20 protein-coding genes are annotated in these 22,554 nt (G+C 56.1%); 11 read left to right on the forward strand and 9 right to left on the reverse strand.

Annotation, left to right across the window (positions count from 1 at the left end):
* Nucleotides 1–209: 209 nt before the first annotated feature.
* The 4 genes from OZX75_RS02385 to maeA form a co-directional block, all read right to left on the reverse strand.
* Entirely contained in the window at nt 210–2,252 is a 2,043-nt protein-coding gene (locus OZX75_RS02385) for an AMP-dependent synthetase/ligase (RefSeq protein ID WP_277146653.1), read from the reverse strand.
* A gap of 239 nt (nt 2,253–2,491) precedes the next feature.
* A complete protein-coding gene (locus OZX75_RS02390) occupies nt 2,492–3,529 on the reverse strand; it encodes an alpha/beta hydrolase (protein ID WP_277146654.1) in 1,038 nt (345 codons plus the stop codon).
* Nucleotides 3,530–3,619: 90 nt separating this feature from the next.
* Nucleotides 3,620–4,552, reverse strand: a complete 933-nt coding sequence (locus OZX75_RS02395; protein ID WP_277146655.1) for a LysR family transcriptional regulator — start codon at nt 4,550–4,552, stop codon at nt 3,620–3,622.
* Nucleotides 4,553–4,757: 205 nt separating this feature from the next.
* Entirely contained in the window at nt 4,758–6,392 is a 1,635-nt protein-coding gene (gene maeA, locus OZX75_RS02400) for an NAD-dependent malic enzyme (protein WP_277159537.1), read from the reverse strand.
* Nucleotides 6,393–6,657: 265 nt separating this feature from the next.
* On the opposite strand from maeA, the gene OZX75_RS02405 reads away from it, so the two are divergent.
* The 5 genes from OZX75_RS02405 to OZX75_RS02425 all read left to right on the forward strand — a co-directional run bounded on the left by OZX75_RS02405 (nt 6,658) and on the right by OZX75_RS02425 (nt 13,523).
* A complete protein-coding gene (locus OZX75_RS02405; protein ID WP_277146657.1) occupies nt 6,658–8,112 on the forward strand; it encodes a DASS family sodium-coupled anion symporter in 1,455 nt (484 codons plus the stop codon).
* Between the two features lie 315 nt (nt 8,113–8,427).
* Complete coding sequence (locus OZX75_RS02410) at nt 8,428–9,096, forward strand: 50S ribosomal protein L25/general stress protein Ctc (RefSeq protein ID WP_277146658.1); 669 nt, start codon at nt 8,428–8,430, stop codon at nt 9,094–9,096.
* Nucleotides 9,097–9,384: 288 nt separating this feature from the next.
* Nucleotides 9,385–10,512 carry a branched-chain amino acid aminotransferase gene (locus OZX75_RS02415; RefSeq protein ID WP_277146659.1) on the forward strand — a complete coding sequence of 376 codons (1,128 nt, stop codon included), beginning with the start codon at nt 9,385–9,387 and terminating at the stop codon, nt 10,510–10,512.
* 247 nt (nt 10,513–10,759) lie between these two features.
* Nucleotides 10,760–11,473: a trimeric intracellular cation channel family protein gene (locus OZX75_RS02420; protein WP_277146660.1), complete on the forward strand. Its 714-nt coding sequence runs from the start codon at nt 10,760–10,762 to the stop codon at nt 11,471–11,473.
* Between the two features lie 310 nt (nt 11,474–11,783).
* Nucleotides 11,784–13,523, forward strand: coding sequence for an ABC transporter ATP-binding protein (locus OZX75_RS02425; RefSeq protein ID WP_277146661.1), 1,740 nt, complete (start codon nt 11,784–11,786; stop codon nt 13,521–13,523).
* Between the two features lie 277 nt (nt 13,524–13,800).
* Here OZX75_RS02425 and OZX75_RS08610 read toward each other — a convergent pair whose 3' ends face one another.
* The gene (locus tag OZX75_RS08610) at nt 13,801–14,121 is read right to left on the reverse strand and encodes a helix-turn-helix domain-containing protein (protein ID WP_525930262.1); all 321 of its coding nucleotides are present in this window, start codon (nt 14,119–14,121) and stop codon (nt 13,801–13,803) included.
* Between the two features lie 158 nt (nt 14,122–14,279).
* The gene (locus tag OZX75_RS02435; RefSeq protein WP_277146662.1) at nt 14,280–14,879 is read right to left on the reverse strand and encodes a hypothetical protein; all 600 of its coding nucleotides are present in this window, start codon (nt 14,877–14,879) and stop codon (nt 14,280–14,282) included.
* A gap of 154 nt (nt 14,880–15,033) precedes the next feature.
* Here OZX75_RS02435 and OZX75_RS02440 point away from each other — a divergent pair, with 154 nt between their 5' ends.
* On the forward strand, nt 15,034–16,359 hold the full coding sequence (locus OZX75_RS02440; protein WP_277146663.1) for a CPBP family intramembrane glutamic endopeptidase: 1,326 nt from the start codon (nt 15,034–15,036) through the stop codon (nt 16,357–16,359).
* A gap of 128 nt (nt 16,360–16,487) precedes the next feature.
* Here the strand turns inward: OZX75_RS02440 and rpsT are convergent, their stop codons facing one another.
* Nucleotides 16,488–16,748, reverse strand: a complete 261-nt coding sequence (rpsT, locus tag OZX75_RS02445) for a 30S ribosomal protein S20 (protein WP_277144664.1) — start codon at nt 16,746–16,748, stop codon at nt 16,488–16,490.
* A gap of 262 nt (nt 16,749–17,010) precedes the next feature.
* Between rpsT and lepA the strand changes: the two genes are divergently transcribed.
* Together lepA and OZX75_RS02455 are read left to right on the forward strand one after the other, a co-directional pair.
* Entirely contained in the window at nt 17,011–18,903 is a 1,893-nt protein-coding gene (gene lepA / locus OZX75_RS02450) for a translation elongation factor 4 (protein ID WP_277146664.1), read from the forward strand.
* A gap of 5 nt (nt 18,904–18,908) precedes the next feature.
* Nucleotides 18,909–19,592 (forward strand): nitroreductase family protein, encoded by a 684-nt coding sequence (locus OZX75_RS02455; protein WP_277146665.1) that lies wholly within the window; start codon nt 18,909–18,911, stop codon nt 19,590–19,592.
* A gap of 41 nt (nt 19,593–19,633) precedes the next feature.
* Here the strand turns inward: OZX75_RS02455 and OZX75_RS08615 are convergent, their stop codons facing one another.
* Together OZX75_RS08615 and OZX75_RS02460 are read right to left on the reverse strand one after the other, a co-directional pair.
* Nucleotides 19,634–19,894: a DUF4160 domain-containing protein gene (locus tag OZX75_RS08615; protein WP_525930270.1), complete on the reverse strand. Its 261-nt coding sequence runs from the start codon at nt 19,892–19,894 to the stop codon at nt 19,634–19,636.
* A 3-nt stretch (nt 19,895–19,897) separates the two neighbouring features.
* Nucleotides 19,898–20,131 (reverse strand): hypothetical protein, encoded by a 234-nt coding sequence (locus OZX75_RS02460; protein ID WP_277146666.1) that lies wholly within the window; start codon nt 20,129–20,131, stop codon nt 19,898–19,900.
* Nucleotides 20,132–20,387: 256 nt separating this feature from the next.
* Here OZX75_RS02460 and OZX75_RS02465 point away from each other — a divergent pair, with 256 nt between their 5' ends.
* From OZX75_RS02465 to hemW, 3 genes are all read left to right on the forward strand, one after another.
* Nucleotides 20,388–20,669, forward strand: a complete 282-nt coding sequence (locus OZX75_RS02465) for a type II toxin-antitoxin system RelB/DinJ family antitoxin (RefSeq protein WP_277146667.1) — start codon at nt 20,388–20,390, stop codon at nt 20,667–20,669.
* Nucleotides 20,650–20,940, forward strand: a complete 291-nt coding sequence (locus OZX75_RS02470) for a type II toxin-antitoxin system RelE/ParE family toxin (protein WP_277146668.1) — start codon at nt 20,650–20,652, stop codon at nt 20,938–20,940. The genes OZX75_RS02465 and OZX75_RS02470 overlap by 20 nt, the downstream gene beginning before the upstream one ends.
* A gap of 70 nt (nt 20,941–21,010) precedes the next feature.
* Complete coding sequence (gene hemW / locus OZX75_RS02475; RefSeq protein ID WP_277146669.1) at nt 21,011–22,381, forward strand: radical SAM family heme chaperone HemW; 1,371 nt, start codon at nt 21,011–21,013, stop codon at nt 22,379–22,381.
* Nucleotides 22,382–22,554 lie beyond the last annotated feature (173 nt).

Raw genomic sequence — 22,554 nt, forward strand, 5'->3', positions numbered from 1 at the left:
TACAGAATACGAGCAACCGCTTATTCGCATACACGTTAATGCTGGTAAACGGCACTAAACAATTCGTAAAAGTCCGTTTACCAGCACTAAGGTTTGGGAAACCGACAAAAATGTCACCGCATACGATTTGGTGCCGGTAAACCGCATATAAGGATAACAAATATGCCCTTTACCAGCACCAAATGAGGTACGCAACGAAACGGAGACGGCTACTTCTTCTTGGTGTACATCTGCGTGTTGAGCAGATTGGCGTAGCGCTTGATGACCGCGGGGCGCTTGACCTTCATTGAGGCGGTCATCAGGCCGTTCTCCTGTGTGAATTCTTCAGGCAGGAGGATGAACTTACGCACGGATTCGGCGCGAGAGACTCCTTCGTTGGCCTTGTCGATCCACTTCTGCACCTCCGCTCGCACCACGGCGTTCTTGCAGGCTTCTTCCATGGGCATGTTTTGGTCCAGACCGGCGGCATCGAGCCAGGAACGCAGCGAGATTTCGTCCAAAGTAACCAGCGCGGAGATGAACGGGCGCTTGTCGCCAAGTACCAGAGCCTGCGAAACGAACGGGCAGCGCTGGATGATCTCCTCGATCGGGCCGGGGGCGACGTTCTTGCCGCCGGCGGTGATGATGAGGTCCTTCTTGCGTCCGGTGATATAGAGGAAACCGTCGTCGCTGATACGGCCGAGATCGCCGGTGGCGTACCAGCCGTCGGGGGTGAAAGCCAGTTCGGTGGCCTCGTCGTTCTTGTGATAACGGTGGAAGACGCAGGTGCCCTTGACCTGAATCTCGCCATCTTCGGCCAAACGAATCGAGAAGCCGGGGTAAGGCACGCCTACGGATCCCTCATGGAACGGCGTTCCCTTAGGATTGAACGCGCAAGGTGCGGTGGTTTCGGTCAGGCCATAGCCTTCGTAGGCGGGCACATTGGCACCGCGGAAGAAGGCGAGCAGCTCCGGGTCGAGGGGAGCGCCGCCGGCGACGAACCATTCGGCCTGCCCGCCAAGGACTTCGCGCAACGATTTGTAGACGATCGGATCGAAGGCGGCGCGGCGTGCGCGCGTGGTGAAGCCGGCCTTGCCGTTTTCGCTTATTTCCTTCTCGTATTCCTGCGCCGCCACAACGGCTGCGGCGAATGCGACGCCCTTTGGCCCGTTTCCGGCTTTCTGGGAGGCGGCGTTGTACACCTTTTCCAATACGCGGGGTACGAGGATGGTGACGATGGGCTTGGAGACCTGCAGGTCGCTGATCAGCGTTTTGATGCCGCCGGCGATGTAGATGCGCAGATCGCTGGCGACCACGATGTAATTGACCGCACGGGCGAAGGTATGTGCCTGTGGCAGGAAAAGCAGGACGGATTTGCCCTTTTGATGGAGCAGATCAGGCATGTAATCGCGCAGATTCAGCGCAGTGGTGCAGTAGTGCTCGTGCGTCATCTCGACGCCTTTGGGTGCTGCGGTGGAACCTGAGGTATAGACGATGGAGCACAGGTCGGTTTTCTTGATGGAATCGATGCGTTGGTCGAGTGTTTCGTCGCTTACCGACTTGCCGTAATCACGCAGCTCTTCAAGTGCGCCCGCCTCAAGCGTGTAGATCTTTTCCAGCGTGGGGCAGTCTTCAACGGCACCGTCCGCCTTTTCGCGCATGTCATTGGTTTCGACGATGAGCAGTCGTGAATCCGAATTGTTGACGATATTGCGGATCTGCTCGGCCGAATCAGTGTCGTAAATGGTCGCAAGCACGCCGCCCACGGCCATAACCGCCGCGTCGACGACGTCCCATTCATAAGAGGTGTGGGACATGAAGGAGACGCCATCGCCTTTGTCAAGGCCGTAGTGCATCAGGCCCTTGGCCACAGCGCGTACGTCCTCGAGAAACTCGTTGGCCGTTTTGGTGACCCATTGGTTGTTGACTTTGAAAGTATAGAGAGGATCGTCGCCCATGCGCTGTGCGCGCTCGACGTAGAGATCGTAGATCGACATGTCGTCGTCTACGGGAGGATTCCCAGCCGTGGTCACGGTTAGCAGGCCGGTCTTTTCGTCCACGAAAAGCTTGGTGGGGTAGCCCGGACCCCATTCGTGGGTGTGGGGCAGGGTTGAGAAATCGACGGGTTTTACGGTTGCGAGATGGCGTTCGTCGTTGAAATCGGGTGTTTCCGGATCCTCGGTGTTGACCGGATGCTCGAAACCGCTTCCCAGATGGAAGGCCTTCTGACTTAACTTCAGCGTTCCCTTTTTCAGTGAATTGATGACTGACACGTGCGCTTTCCTCGACCTTCTGTTATGGCGGTATTTCAAGTAATAAAGCCAATTCTATAGGATTTGTCGTGTTTCGTCACCTTACGGTAGCGTAAGGCGGTTAGACGCGACAGGTAAGTCATGCCATGCTTTCGAAGCTGAAACAGTAGGGAAGAAAATACTGTGCCTGTGCAAACGGATATGTGAAGCCGCAACAATGGATTGCCGCCTGAACGTACGGAAACAAACGGTTTGCGCTATCAGTTAAAAACGATATACCCTCCGACGCCTTTGGGCCGCTCCAGGCGGAACACACGGCCCACGAACGCCGTTACGGTCTTCCAATAGCGTTTGGGATCGGTAGAGGCCGACATCGCATGCGCGGCCCCGGCAATCATGAGTTTTTGCTTGACGGTGCTTGCGCAGGCCCGGAAATTGCGGTCGAGGCTTGCCGGGTCGACGAAGTCGTCTGCCGATCCATGGATGAAAAGCATGGGAATCGAGGTGTGTCCCAAAGCGTTGACGCACGAGGCTTCCTTGAAATCGTAACCGGCGCGCCTGCGTGCGATGGAACTCATGATGCCGATCACCGGGCGGGCCAGGAACGTCGGGGCGTGGTAAAGGTGTCTCGCGCTATATAGGAATTGGTCTTCAAGGCTGGTGTAGCCGCAGTCGGCGATGGCGGCCTTGACGTTCTTCGGCAGATGCGGGTCGCCCGCCGTGAGCATCACCGTTGCCGCTCCCATGGAATTGCCGTCCAGCAGGATCTGGGCTTTCGGGTCGGTGGTGACGATGGTTTCGATCCAGAGCAGCAGGTCACGATGTTCCAAGGCGCCCATGCCGATGTATTTCCCGCCGCTCAATTCGTGGCAACGGCTGGCCGGGGTGAGCACGGTGAAACCCATGCCGGCGAAACGATGCGCATATTTCGCCATCTCCTTCGGATCTCCGGAGAATCCGTGAGCGCAAATGGCATAGAGATGGCGCGGAGAGTCGGCGCAGTCGGGGTCGAGCATCCAGCCGTGCAGGCGTGTCCCGTCTCGGGCTGTGATTTTCGCTTCGCGCTTGGCACTGTCGAACCAGCGTACGGCCTCGGCCTCCTCATCGGCGTCGTGGTGTGGCTGACGGGAGGCAAGAGTGGTATCCGGCCGGTTGCTGCTGAACAGGGAATGCCTTGAGCCGGGCTCGAGAACAAAGCGGAAAAGATAGTCGGCGAGTGCATAGAACGTGCCGATAGAGACCGTCAGGCCGGTCAAGAGTCGAATAAGCCGTGTCTTGCTGGTGTATTGCTGACTCATAGGACCTCCCTGGACATGAACGACAAGCCGTTGAGCTGTTTCACTTCCATTGTAAGGTATCGCTATGCGAATCCAGATATGATCGCGAGTTCAGCTTTTCCCGTTCTTGTCTCTGTCAAAACGACGGTTGACCAGTGAAGAGAACGCCTCGGCTCCTTGTTCGTGACGGGCCGCATGATTCATGAAAGAATAGATGTCGAAAGAAGGCAGTTGCGCGCCGTCAAGCGGTACGAATCTGAATTCCGGTTCGTCCTCGATTGCTATGGAGGCCATCAGCCCTATGGCTTGGTTTGAAGCGATGATGGATTTCATCATGTTGACATCGGAGACCTCGATGGTCGGCATGGGGATATCCAGCTCGTTCAGTAATTGATCAGAGGCCTGTGCATGCACATATTCATGGTTGAGTGTCACGAAATTGAGATCGCCGTCACCCCTCTGAAGCGTGCCGATGTCCACGCGCGGGGTGATGCCTTTACGGTTGCGCGAGGTCACCAGGCCGAATGATGAACTGGCCACCTTGACCATATCGATGCCGGGGATATCGGGTGCATCCCCGCTGACGGCGATAATTCCGAAATCGACGGTATGCTGCTTGATCTTGTGCAACATGGCTTGCGAACCCACCGTCGAGATGGCGACGTTGCCGCCCACGGCATCGCCCAAAGTCGCGAATGAATTATTGCCGAACAGATATTTCGAAAGGATGGGAGGCAGGCCGACGCGATAGCGGCTGGGTGAGTTCAGGTGTTTCAAATCATCGTTAAGCCCGTCGATCTGGTCGAAAATAGCTTTGCTGCGCTGTACCAGCACGCGTCCTGCCGCAGTGATGACAAGACCTCCGTCCGCGCCGAAACGGCTGCGGCGAATCAGCGGGGAACCGATTCGCATTTCCATGCGTTTCACTGCCTGCGAAACGGTGGGTTGGGAGACATGGGCCACGGCTGCCGCATCGGTGAAGCTTCCAAGCTCACACACCAGACGGAACAATTCGAGATCACGAATACTTTCTATAGAAGCCATATGACCTGCCCTTCTATCCCCTTTGATACGGTTCAGTTTAAATGATGATTGTCCGGAAATTGGCTGACAGCGAACGATTCAACCTCATATGCTGCACCTGATGCCGCAAAGTCGAATCGTCCGCTGTCAGCGATGGTTATTGTTGGGTTTCGTCTCTACCGATGAGCAAAACGAGTATTGTCATCAATCGTTTTGCTGCGGAATCCTAGTATCCGGGATGCCAGGTGGCCGCGTCCAGTGCCGCATTCACGTCGCCGACGGGCTCGCGGTTGAGACCTTCCTTTATGGCCTCGCTGGCCACCGCGTAGGCCACGCGGCGTGAGATTTCGGTGAGACTGCTGACCGGTGGCAGAACGGCCACGCCCGGCTTGTCGACGTCGATCATATCCGAGATGGCGTATGCCGCGGCCAGAAGCATGCCTTGGCTGATATGGCTGGCCTTGCCCACGATGGCGCCGAAGCAGATGCCAGGGTACATCAGCGCATTGTTGCCTTGGCCGACGTAATGCGTGACCCCGTTGTATTCGACCGGATCGGAAGGTGTGCCGGTGGTGACGAACGCACGGCCGTCGCTCCAGTTGATCACATCGACCGCCTTGGCCTCCATCAGCTCGGTCGGGTTTGAGATCGGGCAGATCAGCGGGCGCTCGCAGTACTTGGACATCGTGCGCACCACGTCCTCGGTGAAGGCACCGGTATTGGTGGAGGTGCCGATAAGCACGGTCGGCTTGAACGCCTCGACAATGGCTGCCAAGTCGGTCGGGTCGCTGAGTCCGGCGAATTCCCCGGGCTTGCGGGCATACTTCTTCTGGCCTTCGGTCAGGTCGTCCTGACCTTCCTCGATCAGGCCGAAGCGGTCGACCAGCGCCACCTGACGCAAGGCGACCTCCGGGTCGATGCCGCCGCGTTCGATGAGATCCTCGACCAGCTGGTCCGCGATGCCCACTCCGGCGGTGCCTGCACCGTAGACCAGGATGCGGGTGTCCTTGAAATCGGTTTTCGCGATGTTGCGGGCGGCGATCAGTGCGGCCAGCATGGTCACACCGGTGCCTTGGATGTCATCGTTCAGGGTCAGTACGTTGTTGCGATAACGTTCGAGAATCGGCGCCGCGGTGGAACGTCCGAAGTCCTCCCAGTGGATGAGGGCGCTGGGGTAGAGATCGAGGCTTGCATGCACGAAGTCGTCGATGAAATCGTCGTAACGCTGCCCTCGCACGCGGTTGAAGCGGTTGCCCATGTAATTCGGGTTGTCGAGCAGCTCCTTGCGGTCGGTGCCGACGTCGATCATCACCGGCAGCACGCGTGAGGGGTCTATGCCGGCTGCGGCCGTGTAGACGGCGAGTTTGCCGGTAAGGATTTCCGCCCCGTTGGAACCCCAGTCGCCGATGCCCAAGATGCCTTCGCCGTCAGTGGCCACGACCAGGTCGATTTCTCGATCGCCGGCATATTGTTTGAGCGCAGCCTTGATGCGGTCGGGGTGGTCGATGGAGATGTAGGCCACATCGCTGCCGGTGTAGAACTCTGTGTAACGCTGGATGGACTGGGCCACGGTCGGCGCGTAGACGATGGGCATGTACTCGGTCAGGTGACGACCCATGCTCACGTAGAAGAGGTTACGGTTCCTGCGGCATACGCTCATCAGATAGATTCGCTTTTCCAGATTGGTCGTCTTCGACTGGAAACGTTCATAGACCACGGCCTCCTGGTGATCGAGGTCCTGGACGGCCGCAGGAAGCAGGCCATCGATGCCCAGTTCCTTGCGTTCGTCGTAGGAGTAGGCCAGATCACGGTTGACAAAGGAATCGTGTAACGCGTTCATCGTTGTCATCATCGCTCGCATTCTCTTAAAGGCCTCGGCGTCTTTACCGAAGCATGTGCTTACGTGTTCACGCTATACAAGAGGATGGCGGCCCCGCAAATAAATATTTCCAATATCGTATACACGACGGTTGATCTGTATAAAACGTCGGAATTTCAAGGATTGACGCATATTAGAAAATGTTATTTGTGGACAACATTGCCTATCGGATAGCCTAGAAAAACGATCTGCTGAGTGGCAAAGAAGCCCATTTATCAGGCACCGTCCACTAGTTTAAGGAGAAGCTATGGCAGCAAATTCCCCGGCTCCGTCGTCTGGAGCCATCGCCATTAACAAGACCAAGATCATCAAGGCCGCCATCTGCGTGGTTGTCGGACTTGCGATTTTCGTCATACCGCCTCCCCAAGGGGTGCACCCAGGTGGCATGCATATGCTGGGCGTGTTCGTCGGTACGATTCTCGGCCTGATTCTCCAGCCTTTGCCGACTTCCGCTGTCGCCATCATCGGCCTGACCGTGGCCATGCTCACCGGGGCGATGGATCCTTCGAAAGAGGCGTTCTCGGGCCTTGGCAGTGCTTCGATCTGGCTGATCGTCGCGGCGTTCTTCATTGCCCAGGGCTTCGTCTCGACCGGTCTGGGACGTCGCATCGCGCTGGTCTTCATTTCATGGCTTGGCAAATCCTCCCTCGGCATCTCCTATGGCCTTGCGGCCGCTGATTTGGTGCTGGCGCCTGCCACACCTTCCAATACCGCACGTCTGGGCGGCATTCTGTTCCCGATCATCCAATCGATCAGCGAGGTTCAGGGGTCGACCACCGAATCCGAGGAATCCCGCAAGAAGCTGGGTGGGTTCCTTTCCGCCACGGCCAACAACGTCAACGCCATCACTTCGGCGATGTTCGCCACTTCCATGGCCGCCGGGCCCGTGGTGATTCAGCTTGCCTCGCAGATGCACCATCCGATCGGCTGGGGAACGTGGGCAATCGCCTGCATTATTCCCGGTCTGCTCTGCCTGATCCTCATTCCGATCTTGATCTACAAGATATTCCCGCCGACCATCAAGCATGTGCCCACCGCCAGGACGGACGCCAAAGCGGAACTCAAAGCGATGGGTTCGCTGAGCCCCAAGGAATGGGTCATGGCGCTTTCCTTCGTGCTGATGCTCATCCTCTGGGCCACCGGTTCGATGACCGGCATCTCGGCCACCACGGTCGCCTTCCTCGGCGTCACCATCCTACTGTGCACGGGAATCATCACTTGGAAATCCATGGCCAACGACAAGTCCGCTTGGTCCACGCTGATCTTCTTCGGCGTGCTGGTCGGCATGGCCAAGCCGTTGAGCACCCTCGGCGTCACCGATTGGCTCGGCGGCCTGATCGCACACATGGTAGGTGGCATGCCTTGGTATGCTGTCCTCTTCATTCTTGGCATCTGCTACGTGCTGGTCCATTATCTGTTCGCCTCCGAGCTGGCTCAGGTGGTCGCGCTGTACACGCTCTTCGTCACCGTCACCATCGCTGCAGGTGCGCCTGCGCCCGTTGCCGTACTCACCTTTGGCGCTCTTTCCGGTCTGATCGGAGCCATGACGCATTATGCGTCCGGCCCCTCCGCCCTGATCTACGGCGCGGATTATCTCAAGACCTCCGAATTCCTTCGTGTGGGCATCATCTGCGCCATGGTCACCACCGTCATCTTCCTGACCGTCGGCGTCGGCTGGTGGAAGGTCATCGGTCTTTGGTGATGTATTATTCGCCGTATCGGTAGTTTCGTGCCATAAAAATCTCGTTCCGCCAATGAAGGCTGGAGCGGGATTTTGCAATCGGAGACATCGCTTTACGCCATTATCGACAATGTGAGGTGGCATGTCAGGCCGGCTGATATGATATTGAGTGTTGTTTCGGCAGGTCTGAATATCTGCCGCGCTTTGGCGAGGGGAAGCGATTCCCGTTATCGACTGGGCTGAATGTTTTGGGTCTCTTTGAGGCTGTGATTTCGGCGCGTCGGTGCACCGAAACAACGCAGTGTATTAGTAGGTAAATCTCAAGGAGATTAGATTATGGCAAACACCATTACCATCGAAGGCGAAGTCCGCAATGAGTTCGGCAAGGGCGTGGCCCGCCGTATGCGCGTGGCCAAGCAGATTCCGGCCACCATCTACGCCGGCGGCAACGACCCAGTTTTCGTGAAGCTGCCGATGCGTGAGACCACCTTGGCCCTGCGCCGCACGAACGCGCTGTTCACCATCAAGTACGGCAAGGATTCCAAGATGGCCGTCGTCAAGGACGTCCAGCGCAACCCTGTCAAGCGCATTGTCGAGCACATCGACTTCTACGAGGTCAAGGCGGGCGAGAAGATCGAGGTCGAGGTCCCGGTCTTCGCCGTGGGTACCCCGAAGGGCGCGGCAGTCGCGTTCGTCGATATTCAGCAGCTGCGTGTGCGTGCCAGCGTCGACCAGCTGCCCGAGCGTATCGACGTCAATGTCGATGGCCTGCAGGACGGCGAGAAGGTCTTTGCTCATGATCTCGAGCTGCCGAAGGGCGTCGAGCTCGTCAACACCGATCCCGAAGAGTCCGTGGTCACCGTCGAGGTGCCTGAGGACGCCACCGCCACCACCGCGGTCTCCGCTGAGGATGCCGCCGCCGAAAGCACTGAAGGCGCCGCGGCCGAAGGTGACGCCGCTGCTCCTGCTGCTGATGCCGCAGCTGCTGACGCCGACAAGAAGTGATCAGCAGATATCGTTAGCGATATCTGAGATTTTTGGATTCTTTGTTGGTCCGTAAATCTCTTCATATTGGCCCGTGCAGTCCGTTTATATCGGCTGCACGGGTCATTTTGTTCTTTGGTTTTGATAGGTGATTGTTTTCGATTGACTAGGCAGGATTTTCAGAATGTGAACTATTCCACCATACCTGTGCGGTTCTGTGCAAAGGTAGCAGCATAACCAAAGCGCCACAAGCGTACGGCAAACCACCATTCCGGCCGTCACGGCGGCTGAAGCAAAGAAGAAGTGCAAATGACTGAGCAAACCCATCATGATCCGCAAGCGTTGTCGCAATTGACCGAGCCTTTCGAGGTTCTCGACAACCCACATCCCGCAACCGACGCCGAGCGCGCGAAGCTGATTGACAAGCCGGCGTTCGGCCAGCTTTTCAGCGACAACATGGTCCACATGGTATGGCACAAGTCCAGCGGCTGGGGCGATCGCCGGGTCGAACCGTATGGCCCGCTTGCCATGGATCCTGGCGCCTCTGTTCTGCACTATGCGCAGGAGTGCTTCGAAGGTCTCAAGGCCTATCGCCACGCCGACGGCAGCACATGGCTGTTCCGTCCGGACGCGAACGCCGAGCGTTTCGCCAATTCCGCCAAGCGCCTTTATCTGCCTGAACTTTCCAAGGACGATTTCCTGGGTTCCGTCGCCGCGCTGGTCAAGCGCGACGTCGAATGGGTGCCGACCCGTCGCGAGTACACGCTCTACATGCGCCCGTATATGTTCGCCTCCGAGGCGTTCCTCGGCGTGCGCGCCCCGCAGACCGTCGACTACTGCGTCATCGCCTCGCCCTCCGGCCCGTACTTCCCGGGCGGCGTCAAGCCGGTGAGCATCTGGGTGGAGGACAAGTGGTTCCGCACCGGCCCCGGTGGCACCGGCTTCGCCAAGTGCGGCGGCAATTATGCGGCCTCCCTGCTGGGCGAGTACCGCGGCGCCGACCACGGCTGCGAGCAGGTCTGCTTCGTCGACGCGGCCACCAAGACCTACCTTGAGGAACTCGGCGGCATGAACATGTTCACCGTGCACAAGGACGGCCATTTGGAGACTCCGTCGCTGACGGGCAACATCCTTCCCGGCGTCACCCGCCGTTCGCTCATCCAGCTGGCGCAGGACCACGGCCGCGATGTCGTCGAGACCATGATCAAGCTCGACGACCTGCTGGAAGACATCAAGTCCGGCGAGGTCACCGAGGTCTTCGCCTGCGGCACCGCCGCCATCATCACCCCGATCGGCCGCTTCAAGTCCGAGACCTTCGACGTCGAGGTCAACGGCAACAAGTCCGGCGACCTCACGCTGCAGCTGCGTGACGAGCTGCTCGGCATCCAGATGGGTGAGATCGACGATCCGCACGACTGGATGTGGAAGGTCTGCTGAACGGCTTCGCCGATTGCCGGCTTTGAGGTTTGTTGAAGCGGCCTGCATTGTTTCCTGGGGTTTGGAGACGATGCAGGCCGTTTTGTATGTGAGGATTCGGTCTGAATCGCTGCGCCGCTTCAACGGGACGCTGCAATAAACCCAAGGATTACAGTATCGCATGCGAACAGAGTGTTGGATAGCCGTGTTTGGCCGTTACCTGGTATATTCTTCAATTATTCAAACGAATATGCAAAGGATGTGCGATATGCAGTTGGCGCTGGAAAGTAACGTGTTTTTCTGGGCCATCGAATATATCGCGACTTTCTGCTGCGGTCTTTTGGGCGGGCTGTGCGCCGTCAAGAAAAAGTATGATTTCATCGCCATCCTCCTGACCGTCTGGCTCACCGGCCTCGGCGGCGGCATCATCCGTGACGTGCTGCTTGGTGCATTGCCACCTGTCGGTGTTTCCGACAGGGGACTGGTCATCACCTCATTGATTACCGGCGTCGCCGTCGCTGTCATCTATCCCGAGGTGGACAGGCTCAAATGGCCGATGGTGGCGCTTGACGCCTTGGCGTTGGGGCTGTATGCGGTCAATGGGACGCAAAAGGCGCTGATCTATCACACCTCCGGCATGACCGCCGTCTTCATGGGGTTGATTACGGCCATCGGGGGAGGGCTGATTCGCGACATGCTCTTGAACGATGTGCCTGCGGTCATCCGCGACAGTCATTGGTACACCGTTCCGGCGTTGATCGGCAGCGTCCTGACGGTGTTCGTCACCCGTGCCTATCAGGGTGGGCATATCCCGTTCACATTCGAAGTCATCGGCGATATTGCCGTTGTGGCTTTCGTTGTCGTCCTGCGTGTATTGTCCGTCCGTTTCGATTGGAAGGTGCCGGGGGCGATCAAACGCCATCATGCGTTGCTGCCGTTGCCGGTCAAGGGCGACGACGAAAAAGCTGACGGTAATCGTTGACAGATGTGACCAATTCTGACTGCGAACGATAATGCCTTTAGAATTGCGACAAGTTCAAATGACACATTGATGCTATCTTGGCTAGAGCGGGCGAAAAACCGAGAATCGACCAAGATTTTCTGCTGAAGGAACCCTTCCCGGGTTCGAGAGCAGATAAGATCTCTTTTATCCGTTCTCGACAAGAGGATTTGTTTCATATGCACGTCAATGATATATATGGGTCAGGTGGACTATTAGAAAAAGATGGTTATTGGCTGATTCGTAGCATTGGCCATATCGCATCTATGGAATCGACTTGAAGGGGAGCGGCATGGAAGCTGGTGATAGTACGAGGAATGATAAGCCTGCGGCAAAGGGGCGTTCTCGCATCCCGTCTCTGACGACATTGCGAAAGTCATTACGGCTATTGACGGCAGTAGCACCGATATCCGTCATTGTCCTCCTTGTTCTTACTGTGGTGCGGGCCCTGCTGTCGCCCCTACAGATTTTGGCCACAACGCAGATCGTGAATTCCGTGGCTACGGGTGTGCTTGCGAAGGTTGTCGATTCGGCGATATTTTTTGCTCTGGTCTTAGTGTCAATGTTCGTGGCCGAGAACGTCATTAAATATCTCTCCGACTCAATTCGAGAAAAACTATCCTACCACGCTAATTGCAGTATCGTCGATAAGCTCACTACGCTCGAAACGCAGCAGTTCGAGGATGCACAGACCAACGATTGCATACAGCGGGCCGGAGGGGATACCGGCGGACATATCTTCGCTATATTTGATAGCGCACGTGATTTTCTACAGTCGCTGCTCACTATCGTATCCGTATTCTCCTTACTGGTTTCATGGAACAAATGGGTGGCCTTTTTCCTTCTGCTGGCGCCTATTCCAGGTACCATCGGCACATTGATGGCCAGTTCCAAACAGTACAATATCGATTACCAGCGGGCAGGCGAACAACGCTTGTCGGACTATTATCGTTCGATTCTGACATCGGATAATGCAGCCAAGGAAGTCCATCTGTTTGGTCTGGGTGGTTTGTTGTCAGGACGTTACAAGACGCTTATCGCAGGTTTTCTCAAACAGGATCTCGCTATGTCGCGTACCTATCTGTGGATTGCGCTTGGCTTGGGGATTCTTACGACCCTAGCCAATATCGGGGCGGTCTCCGTAGGTGCGATTCAGGCCATGCATACAGGCAACGTCGGGCAGCTGGCCGGTTATATCAGCGCGACAGGTTCATTCGGACAATCGGTACTGCTCATTTTGGTTTCGGTCTCCAGCGTCTATCAGAGTCTGCTGTACGCCGGCAATTGGGTTCATCTCATGGACATTGAGCCGGCTGTGATCCGCTCCGGCGACGAGAAACTCGATGATGGAACGCCCGTGACCGTTTCCTTCCGAAACGTACGATTTGCCTATCCTGGTTCCATCGATGGCAAAGAGATTCTCCATGGTGTCTCCTTTGATCTTCCCGCCGGTCAATGTTCGGCTCTGGTTGGACTCAATGGTGCGGGTAAATCGACGATCGCAAAACTGATTTTACGTGTCTATGAGCCCACTGAAGGGTCGATTTTCATTAACGGCAGAGATATCAGTGAATATTCCCGTACGTCATTGTACGAGCGGTGTTCCGCGATTTTCCAGGATTATATACGATATGAGCGGCCCTTGCGTGAGAATGTGGGATTTGGCGATCCGGATCGCATCGACGATGATGATGCCATTGAACATGCGCTTGATCTGGTAGGGATGAAGAGGCTCGGGCAGTCGCTGCCCGAGGGGCTGGATACTGTATTGGGAAGGCACTTCGAGGGTGGCTACCAACTTTCCATTGGGCAATGGCAGCGAGTCGCCCTGGCCCGCGCTTTGTTCAGGCGGCCGTCATTGCTGATCATGGATGAGCCGACCGCATCCGTGGACGCCCTTTCCGAGAAGCATTTCTTCAACTCACTGGATCGGGCGGATAATACGGAAGAGGGGGGCGCGGCGCACCACCATCCTCATCGCCCATCGTTTCACCACCATCACCCACGCCAGTCATATCGTCGTCCTGCGTGACGGCGATATCGTCGGAGAGGGTGATCACGAGACATTGCTGTCCGATTGCCCGTATTACCGCGGTTTATATGAGGCCCAAGTGGTCAGTCAGCGGCACGAGGATCCCGCATCGATGCTGCGTCCGGAGAATATCGAAGGTACTTCCCGTTGTAATCATTGATTGCCTGCGGATTCTGTCATCGCGTTCGCCTGGAAGTCCAGATATTCGAATTCGAGGCGAACGACGAAAGTCACGAAAACGGACCAGGAACGTGCTTTTCGTCGTTTGGACGGGCGTTTATCGCATCGATTGTTTTGTCTCGTACTTGAGGATGTCGCCGGGCTGGCAGTCCAAAGCTTCACAGATGCCGGCCAGTGTCGTGAAGCGGATGGCTGCCACGCGGTTGTTCTTGATTTTCGAAAGATTGACGTTGGAGATGCCCACCTCGTCCGCCAGCTCCTTGAGCGACATATGCCGGTCGACCATCACCTTGTCGAGTTCCAGCACGATGGTTCCTTTTGGCTGGTGAGGTTCATCGGCTGCTGGAACGGATGGAGTGATGGCGTCGGTCGTGGTGTGCTGTTGTTGGGCAAGGCGGACTTTCTCCTCATACGTCAATGGTAAAGAATCCCGATTTTCTGATAGGGTATCGGCGGTGTCGTTTTGGTCCGCTACATTTGCGGTATTCGCGGATTGGTTCTCATCGTTCGGTGATGACGTGGTATCTCGAGTTGCTGAACGTGCCGAGTGTTGCTTGAAAATCATGATTTACCTCTCTAAATCAACTCGTCATATTCTTGCTGCAGTTTTTCGCCATAGCGCAGAATGCGAGTGATGCAGAGAATGAAGATACCGATGATGAGCCAAGGCAGCCAAGCGTTGGAAATATCCGCACTATCTAAATGTTCAGTGTGTGACAGGAAGTAATCAGAAGCTCCGTCAATGGCTCCCATTACAAACGAAACGATCATATCCAATACTGCAACAACGATGAAGCATATTCCGGAGACGTGAATGTTTTTCGTGATTGAGCTTTGAAACGGGGTCGGGTTCTGACCATCAACTGGCTGGTGCAAGGTTTTGAAGGCCGCGCTCAGATTGTGGAATGCATACGCCAGAATCAAGAGAATGGCAATGCCTTCCATAGCGTACCAGCCCAAAGCAACCAAATGATGGGATATGACTGAGAATGTCATACCGAAAGTAAAACCGTAAATACTTGGAATGGTGGCCTCTTTGATCCAGCTTGGGCAAGGTTGCCCGACACCGAGATAAATCGTGCCGGCCAGCAGAACCACCGATGCCACGATGTTGAACCATTCGAGGATTTTCGCGGCCCACATGATGAAGGCGTCGACTTTGTTTGTTTCATACATGGCGTTGCTCCTTTGTCGATTGTAAACTGACTGATAGCAAGAGCATATCACTAATCAACAAAGAATTAATGATAAACGTTAAAAAAATTATGAATTTCGATACGATTATGGTATTTTGAATATATTCCAACAAAATCGAGACGCGGAGGAGAAGATGGTCGAGACAGGGGAGAAGGCGACAGGTGACATGGGGAGCTTGAACGGGTTGAACGTCACGGACGTTCCGCGAGACCCGAATAACTCCTACATTTCGAATGGCATGGATAACGTTGGCAATATAGACCGAAATAATGGCGTAGATGATTCTGGTTATCAAGGAGATGACGGTTTAAGCGGCTCTGGTTGTCAAGGAGACGGTGACCGTTTGAGCGGTTCTGACCATGTTAATGGCGTTGATGGCGTTGACGTTGTTGACGGTGAGAATGGTGAGAACGCCGTTGCTGCAGAAGGAGAAGTTGATGAAAGAGCTGCGACGGCATTGAATGTTCAAGGTGGATTTTCCAACCTGCCTGCGCCATTCCAACAACCGCAAGCTGAAGCTAAACCGTTGAGCCCAGACGGGCAGCGACGGCACGATGTGGGGCACCAGGCCGCAATCATCTGGGGCTTTATAGTGCTGTGGCTTGTATTGCAGGTGATTGGTGTTGTTTTCGCCATGCTTGGCCATATGCCGGAGAAGAAGACAGACGCCGTGGTCGGCACCGTCAGCGAGCCGATCGCCATCCTTGTCGTGCTGCTGGCGTGTCGGAAGCTCTATATCGACAAATCGCAAGGCTCAAGATCAATCCGCTTCACGATACGTCTCTCATCCCGAAAACCGATGAACTGGCGGATGTGGCTCTGCTTGCTTGTCGCGATGCTGGCTTTCTCGGCGGTCGGCGACCTGTTCGCCCAAGGTTTCCAAGGCGCGCTGGATCTGTTGGGATGGTCGCAACATAGCAATGGCGACGAGATCGACCAGATGGTGAGCAGCTCGATCTTCGGTCTGCTTTCGTTGGGTTTCGTCGGGCCTGTGACCGAGGAGCTGCTGATGCGTGGCATCGTGATGCCGAATCTGGAACGCTATGGCAGGATTTTCGCCATCGTAACGTCAGCGTTGCTGTTCGGTTTCATCCATGGCGACATCAGCCAAGGCTTCAATGCCGTGCTGCTGGGCTTGGTGCTCGGTTGGATGGCCAGCGAGTATTCTGTGGCATGGTCGATGAGCATGCACATCTTTTATAATCTCGTGATATGCGAAGGAGTCGGCAGGCTGTTCGGCATGCTTGCCGAGCCCATGCAGACCGTGGCGCAGTGGACATTCGATGGTGTCTTCTTCGTCGTCGCCATCGTGTTGGTGGTGGTGAACAAGGACAAGATCATGGCTTGGTACCGCCGCAACCGTAGCCCCAAGCACGCCTACCGTGGCTGGCGCTCACCGCTGTTCATCTTCACCTTGGCGGCGTTCCTCTTCTTCGCGCTGACCAGGATTTCGTTCTGAGCCACAGGTTCGACGCGGTGGAGCCGACGGCACAATAACAAAACTCCTCCGGTTTCCAAAGGATATTGAAATCCTGGAAACCGAAGGAGTTTTTACTGACCCTAAGGTCGATGCCTAAAGCGAAAAGCTCACATCTTGTTGATGGCAACCGCGAGATTAGACTTGCGGTTGGCGGCCTGGTTCTTGTGAACCACGCCCGCGCTGGCGGCCTTGTCGAGCTTCTGGCCGGCGATCTGGTAAGCAGCCTGGGCTGCCGCCTTGTCTCCGGACTCGATGGCTTCACGGGTCTTGCGAATCGCAGTCTTCAGGCTGGACTTCACGGACACGTTGCGCTTGTGCGCCTTTTCATTGGTCAGCACGCGCTTCTTCTGCGACTTAATGTTTGCCACAATTTCTCCAAACAACGTTTTCTATAAGGACATACAAGACTTTAGAATAACACTGTATGCCGATATTTCGTGCGTATTTGAAGGAAATGACGTTGCGTGTTTCACCATTGCATGATTTCTTATACTTTTTATAAGGTTCCTCGGCAATAATCTCCGGCAATCCTTTGCCCACCTCGGCCGATAGAATAAGACATAGCAATAGGAAAAAGCGGAGTCGGAGAGACCCCGTTACGAAACGTTTGGGTATGAAGGAGTGACATCAGTGACTGAGGCGAAGAACAAACCGGGATTCACCGATCAATCGCTGATTCGTAATTTCTGCATCATCGCGCATATCGACCATGGCAAGTCGACGGTGGCCGACCGCATCCTCCAGCTCTCCGGCATCGTGCCGCAACGCGAGATGCACGACCGGTTCCTCGACCGCATGGACATCGAGCAGGAGCGCGGTATCACCATCAAATCGCAGGCCGTGCGCGTGCCATGGACCTTCGACGGACAGGAATATACGCTGGGTATGATCGACACCCCCGGCCACGTCGATTTCACCTACGAGGTCTCGCGTGCGCTGGCCGCATGCGAGGGCGCGGTGCTGCTGGTCGATGCCACGCAGGGTATCGAGGCTCAGACACTCTCCAACCTCTATATGGCCATCGAGGACGACCTGACTATCATTCCGGTCCTGAACAAGATCGACCTGCCCAGTGCCGAACCCGACAAGCACGCCGAGGAGATCGCGAACCTGTTGGGTTGCAAGCCAAGCGACGTGCTGCGCGTCTCCGGCAAAACCGGTGAGGGCATCAAGGATCTGCTCGACCAGATCGTGCTGGAAATTCCTGCGCCGCACGGCGACCCGAAGGCTCCCGCCCGTGCGCTGATATTCGATTCCGTTTATGACACCTACCGCGGCATCGTCACCTACATCCGTATGGTCGACGGCGAGCTGAAAAGCCGCGAAAAGGTGCACATGATGGGCATCGGCATGACGCACGAACCCATCGAGATCGGTGTGATCAGCCCGGATATGGCTCCCACCAAGGCGCTTGGCGCCGGTGAGGTCGGCTACATCATCACCGGAGCAAAGGACGTCAGCCAATCCAAGGTCGGCGACACCGTCACCTCGGCCGTTCGTCCGGCAACCGAGCCGCTGCCCGGCTACCGCGACCCGCATCCCATGGTCTATGCTGGCATCTTCCCGATCGACAACGCCCAGTTCCCGGAACTGCGCGACGCACTCGACAAGCTCAAGCTGAACGATGCGGCCCTGACTTACGAGCCGGAAACGTCGGTGGCGCTGGGATTCGGTTTCCGCTGCGGCTTCCTCGGATTGCTGCACATGGAGATCGTGGTCGAACGTCTGAGCCGCGAATTCGGGCTCGACCTGATCTCGACCGCCCCGAACGTGACCTACAAGGTCACCGCCGAAGACGGTACGCTGCACGAGGTCAAGAACCCGAGCGAATTCCCGGATGGCAAGATCAAGCAGATCGTCGAGCCGATGGTCGCCGCCGACATCATCACGCCAAAGGAGTTCATCGGTTCGGTGATGGACCTGTGCCAGGACCATCGCGGCGAGATGGGCACGATGGAATACCTGAGCCCCGAGCGCGTCGAGATGCATTACCGCATCCCGTTGGCCGAGATCGTCTTCGACTTCTTCGATCAGCTCAAAAGCCGCACCAAAGGCTACGCCTCGCTCGACTATCACGAGGACGGTGAGCAGGCCGCGGACCTCGTCAAGGTCGATATCCTCATCCAAGGGGAGAAGGTCGACGCGTTCAGCGCCATCGTTCACCGCGACAAGTCCTACAGCTACGGCGTGATGATGACCAAGAAGCTGCAGAAGCTCATCCCGCGCCAGCAGTTCGAGATTCCCATCCAGGCCGCCATCGGTTCCCGTGTCATCGCACGCGAGACCATCCGCGCCCTGCGCAAGGACGTGCTCGCCAAGTGCTACGGCGGCGACATTACCCGTAAGCGCAAGCTCTTGGAGAAACAGAAGGCCGGCAAGAAGCGCATGAAGATGCTCGGCCATGTCGAGGTGCCGCAGGAGGCGTTCGTCGCCGCCCTCTCGACCGGTGAGGCCGGAGCCAACAAGTCCATGGACATCGACACCAAGAACAAGATTCGCGCCGCCGAAAAGGCCGTGAAATAAGGTTCATGATGGAACTGAGCGAAGCGATTCGGGTGCGTCATGCCGTTCGGCATTATACCGACAAGCCGATTCCGCAGGATATTGTCGATGAGCTTCAAAGGACCATCGACCAATATAACCGCAAAGGCAACCTGAGCATGCAGTTGAAGCTCAACGATCCTGCCGCATTCGAGGGTTTCCTCACCGACTACGGCATCTACAAAGGCGCCCGCAACCTCGTCGCCATCGTCTCGGATCGTACGTCGGACTGGGAGGAACGTTGCGGCTATTACGGCGCACACGTGCTGTTGCGCGCCACGCAGCTCGGTCTCGATACTGGTTGGGTGCGTCAGTTCGGACGTCACCTTTCCAAGCATGTCGCGCTGGAACGCGGTGAGCGGCCAAGGTTCGCCATCGTCATGGGCTATGGCACCAATCACGGCCAACAGCATCGTTGCAAGCAATACGATCAAGTTGCTCAGGTTCCACAAAACGTGGCGACGCCGCAATGGTTCCGAGCCGGCGTCGAGGCCGCATTGCTTGCCCCCACGTCGTTGAACCAGCAGAAATTCACGTTCACTTTGCAACCCGATGGCCGCACGGTCGAAGCCAAAGCCGGCCTAGGCCTCTGCACCCGCACCGACCTTGGCATCGCAAAATATCATTTCGAAATAGGCGCCGGTCCCGATGCCGATTTTGTGTGGGCCTAAATACGATATCGGTTTTTTTACCCAACTGTTTATGCTCTGAATTATTTATCGAAGTGTATGTTACTACCGAAAAGGCGACGCCAATCATCAACGATTTCGTCAAAGTTTTGTCTGATGGCAATTTCGATCAGCTTGATATGTTTTGACGGAATGTGACCATGGTTATGAGCGAAAACTACTGTGCCGTCACTTTGTAAAACAAAGCGCGCAAGATCTCTTTTCGATCCGCGCGCTACGTGCACATGGATACCATGTTCTTTGTCCAGAGTACTGAAGTAACGCTGTAACCGGCGAGGAAGAATACCTCAGGCATGGGCGTATTCCCGGTCGATGGCGCGGAACTCGTCGATCATCGGCTTGACACGGGCGAACCAATGATTCAGGAATGGAATGCCTTCTTTACCGAATGTGGAGGAAAGGATGTTGCCGCGGTTGTCCATAAGCGCGGTGCGGTCGAAACCTTGCTCGGAGATGCGCAGTGAGTCGTCGTCCCATTGCGTTTTGATGCCGTCGATGATGAACACGTTCTCGTCGCTCATGATGTCTCCTTCGGCTGTTTCCAGTTGTCGGTTTCTCTTTAGCCTAACGTATAGCAGAGCGGATTGTCTATTGTGCTGATTCTGCTCTCTGTTGATGAGCGTAACCGGTTTTTCTTCGAAAAATTGGATGAATACACCGAATTTTGTATCGAAATCGGTATGAATACAACTAGATTCTGTATTGGAGCTAAGCTATCTCTCTTTTAAGGTTCAACGTGATACTATTGTACGTACAATAGACATATAAGGAGCAATTATGAGTTTGTCTGCAAGTGCGCCGAAGGTCACGAGAATCAACTTCAGGACCGATACCGAAACCAAGGAGAAGGCGAGCTCAGTCTTTGCCAAGCTGGGACTGGATATGTCAACCGCGCTCAACATGTTTCTGCATCAGACGGTGGTCGACCAGGCGTTGCCTTTCCGACCTGAACTATCCGGCTTCGAGGAAAGAGTGCTCAAGGCCGCGAGCGAGCCTACGCGTTCGTTCGACAGCGTGGACGACCTGATGGAGGAGATTCGTGGCACTTCAACGCATTGAGCGCTCGCCGACATTTCTGCGTCAGGCAAAGGCGCTTGGCAGAAAACACTACGATCTCGACAAACTCGAGCGGGTGGTGCGTGTGCTGGTCAACGAGGACAAGGAGACCTTGCGTCGTCGATACCATGACCATGCGCTGAAAGGGAATCTGAGCGTTTTCCGCGAGTTGCATATCGAGTCAGACTGGCTGTTGATTTATCGTGTCAAACATGAGACATTGACTCTGCTGCTGGTGGAGACGGGTAGTCACCGCCAGTTGCTTGGGAAGTAATCGTTCTTGACAAGAAACGCAAAGGGCGGCTTATCCGGTCAATATCGTCCTCACGCTAGACTGAAACGTTATGTTCGAAGTGTATATTCATGTGCCGTTTTGCTACCGGCGGTGCGGGTACTGCGATTTCAACACGTATACGGCCGTCGATATGGGTTCTGGCGCGTCGCGTGGCAATTACGCGAACCTCGCCATCGGCGAGATGAAGCTCGTGCGGGCGTGGCAGGAGCGGCACGGCATCGACGAACCGGGCGCGGCGACGGTGTTCTTCGGGGGAGGGACGCCGACATTGTTGCCTGCGGAGGACCTTGGGCGGATGCTAGGCGCGGTCAACGATATCTGGGGTATCGAGGACGGTGCGGAAATCACCACCGAAGCCAACCCCGACACGGTGGACGAACGGTATTTGGAAACGTTGGCAGCCGCAGGATTCACGCGTATCTCATTCGGTATGCAATCGGCGGTGCCGCATGTGCTCAAAACGCTTGACCGCACGCATACGCCGGCCAATGTCGTCGCCGGAGTCAAGGCGGCGAACAAGGTCGGGCTGCGTTCCAGCGTCGACCTTATCTATGGGGCGCCCGGCGAGAGCATGGATGATTGGCGTGTGTCCGTCGAAACGGCCATCGAGCTGGGAGTCAACCATATATCGGCGTACGCGCTGACCGTCGAACCGACCACCAAGATGGGCCGGCAGATCAAGGCCGGGCAGATCGCCAAGCCCGATGACGACGATGAGGCGGCGAAATACGAGCTCGCCGACGACCTCTTTGCGCAGGCCGGCCTCAAATGGTACGAGATCTCGAACTGGGCGCGGCCGGGTTATGAAAGCCGGCACAACCTGGGCTATTGGCGCAACGTCGACTGGGCTGGCATCGGCCCGGGCGCCCACTCGCACTACCGCACGTCGAGCGTCGGCGCGTGGCGTGAGCATGCGGACGGTGGCGCACGCGATGTGGATGAAGGCGGGTTTCGAAAAACCGTTGTTGCCTCTACCGGCAACGATGAGGCCCATACCAAAATGGATTTTACTGGTCTCTCGCAAGTCGAACAAGGTGATGAAGGCAGCACATCAGGAGTCGGTAATGGCGGGCAATCGGACGACAACCAGTTTGGCATCCGCGCTTGGGACATCGCACATCCGCGCAAGTGGGCTGAGGCGATGCACGCCGGCTGTGTGCCGTGGGCCGGCAGCGAGGCCATCACCCACGAGGAGAACCTAGAGGAGACGGTGATGCTCGGGTTGCGTCTGCACGAGGGGCTTGATATTTCGCGCGTCGATCAGGCCTCGGGGCATACGGTCGACCGGAGCCGGCTTGAAGGCATCGAACGTGCCGGACTGATCGAGATCCTTGATGGCAATCGCATCGTCCCTACCCGTAAAGGGCGGTTGCTCAACGACACGGTCATCGCCGAGGTGCTCGACATCTGCGGTTGGTGAAGGTTTGGGTGCAGCGGTGCCGCCGACAGTAGCAGCATGAACGGCCGCATTTATGTGATTGGCGTACATACAACTACCCAATATGCAGAGATAATCACAGAATTTGCCGTGGAAATGTGATTTTCTCTGCAATACTGTTGGAGATACAGAGATAATCACAAAAATTGGCACGG

Source organism: Bifidobacterium sp. ESL0800 (assembly GCF_029395355.1).
In the GTDB taxonomy this organism is placed as follows: Bacteria; Actinomycetota; Actinomycetes; order Actinomycetales; family Bifidobacteriaceae; genus Bifidobacterium.

What these genes read in the sequence shown, in the direction of transcription:
- maeA (WP_277159537.1), bottom strand. Translation starts at nt 6,392, where the DNA reads ATGCGAGCGATGATGACAACGATGAACGCGTTACACGATTCCTTTGTC.
- OZX75_RS02465 (WP_277146667.1), top strand. Translation starts at nt 20,388, where the DNA reads ATGAGTTTGTCTGCAAGTGCGCCGAAGGTCACGAGAATCAACTTCAGG.
- OZX75_RS02460 (WP_277146666.1), bottom strand. Translation starts at nt 20,131, where the DNA reads ATGAGCGACGAGAACGTGTTCATCATCGACGGCATCAAAACGCAATGG.
- OZX75_RS02395 (WP_277146655.1), bottom strand. Translation starts at nt 4,552, where the DNA reads ATGGCTTCTATAGAAAGTATTCGTGATCTCGAATTGTTCCGTCTGGTG.
- OZX75_RS02425 (WP_277146661.1), top strand. Translation starts at nt 11,784, where the DNA reads ATGGAAGCTGGTGATAGTACGAGGAATGATAAGCCTGCGGCAAAGGGG.
- OZX75_RS02440 (WP_277146663.1), top strand. Translation starts at nt 15,034, where the DNA reads ATGGTCGAGACAGGGGAGAAGGCGACAGGTGACATGGGGAGCTTGAAC.
- hemW (WP_277146669.1), top strand. Translation starts at nt 21,011, where the DNA reads ATGTTCGAAGTGTATATTCATGTGCCGTTTTGCTACCGGCGGTGCGGG.
- OZX75_RS02410 (WP_277146658.1), top strand. Translation starts at nt 8,428, where the DNA reads ATGGCAAACACCATTACCATCGAAGGCGAAGTCCGCAATGAGTTCGGC.
- OZX75_RS02415 (WP_277146659.1), top strand. Translation starts at nt 9,385, where the DNA reads ATGACTGAGCAAACCCATCATGATCCGCAAGCGTTGTCGCAATTGACC.
- OZX75_RS02435 (WP_277146662.1), bottom strand. Translation starts at nt 14,879, where the DNA reads ATGTATGAAACAAACAAAGTCGACGCCTTCATCATGTGGGCCGCGAAA.
- OZX75_RS02455 (WP_277146665.1), top strand. Translation starts at nt 18,909, where the DNA reads ATGATGGAACTGAGCGAAGCGATTCGGGTGCGTCATGCCGTTCGGCAT.
- OZX75_RS02390 (WP_277146654.1), bottom strand. Translation starts at nt 3,529, where the DNA reads ATGAGTCAGCAATACACCAGCAAGACACGGCTTATTCGACTCTTGACC.
- OZX75_RS02420 (WP_277146660.1), top strand. Translation starts at nt 10,760, where the DNA reads ATGCAGTTGGCGCTGGAAAGTAACGTGTTTTTCTGGGCCATCGAATAT.
- OZX75_RS02405 (WP_277146657.1), top strand. Translation starts at nt 6,658, where the DNA reads ATGGCAGCAAATTCCCCGGCTCCGTCGTCTGGAGCCATCGCCATTAAC.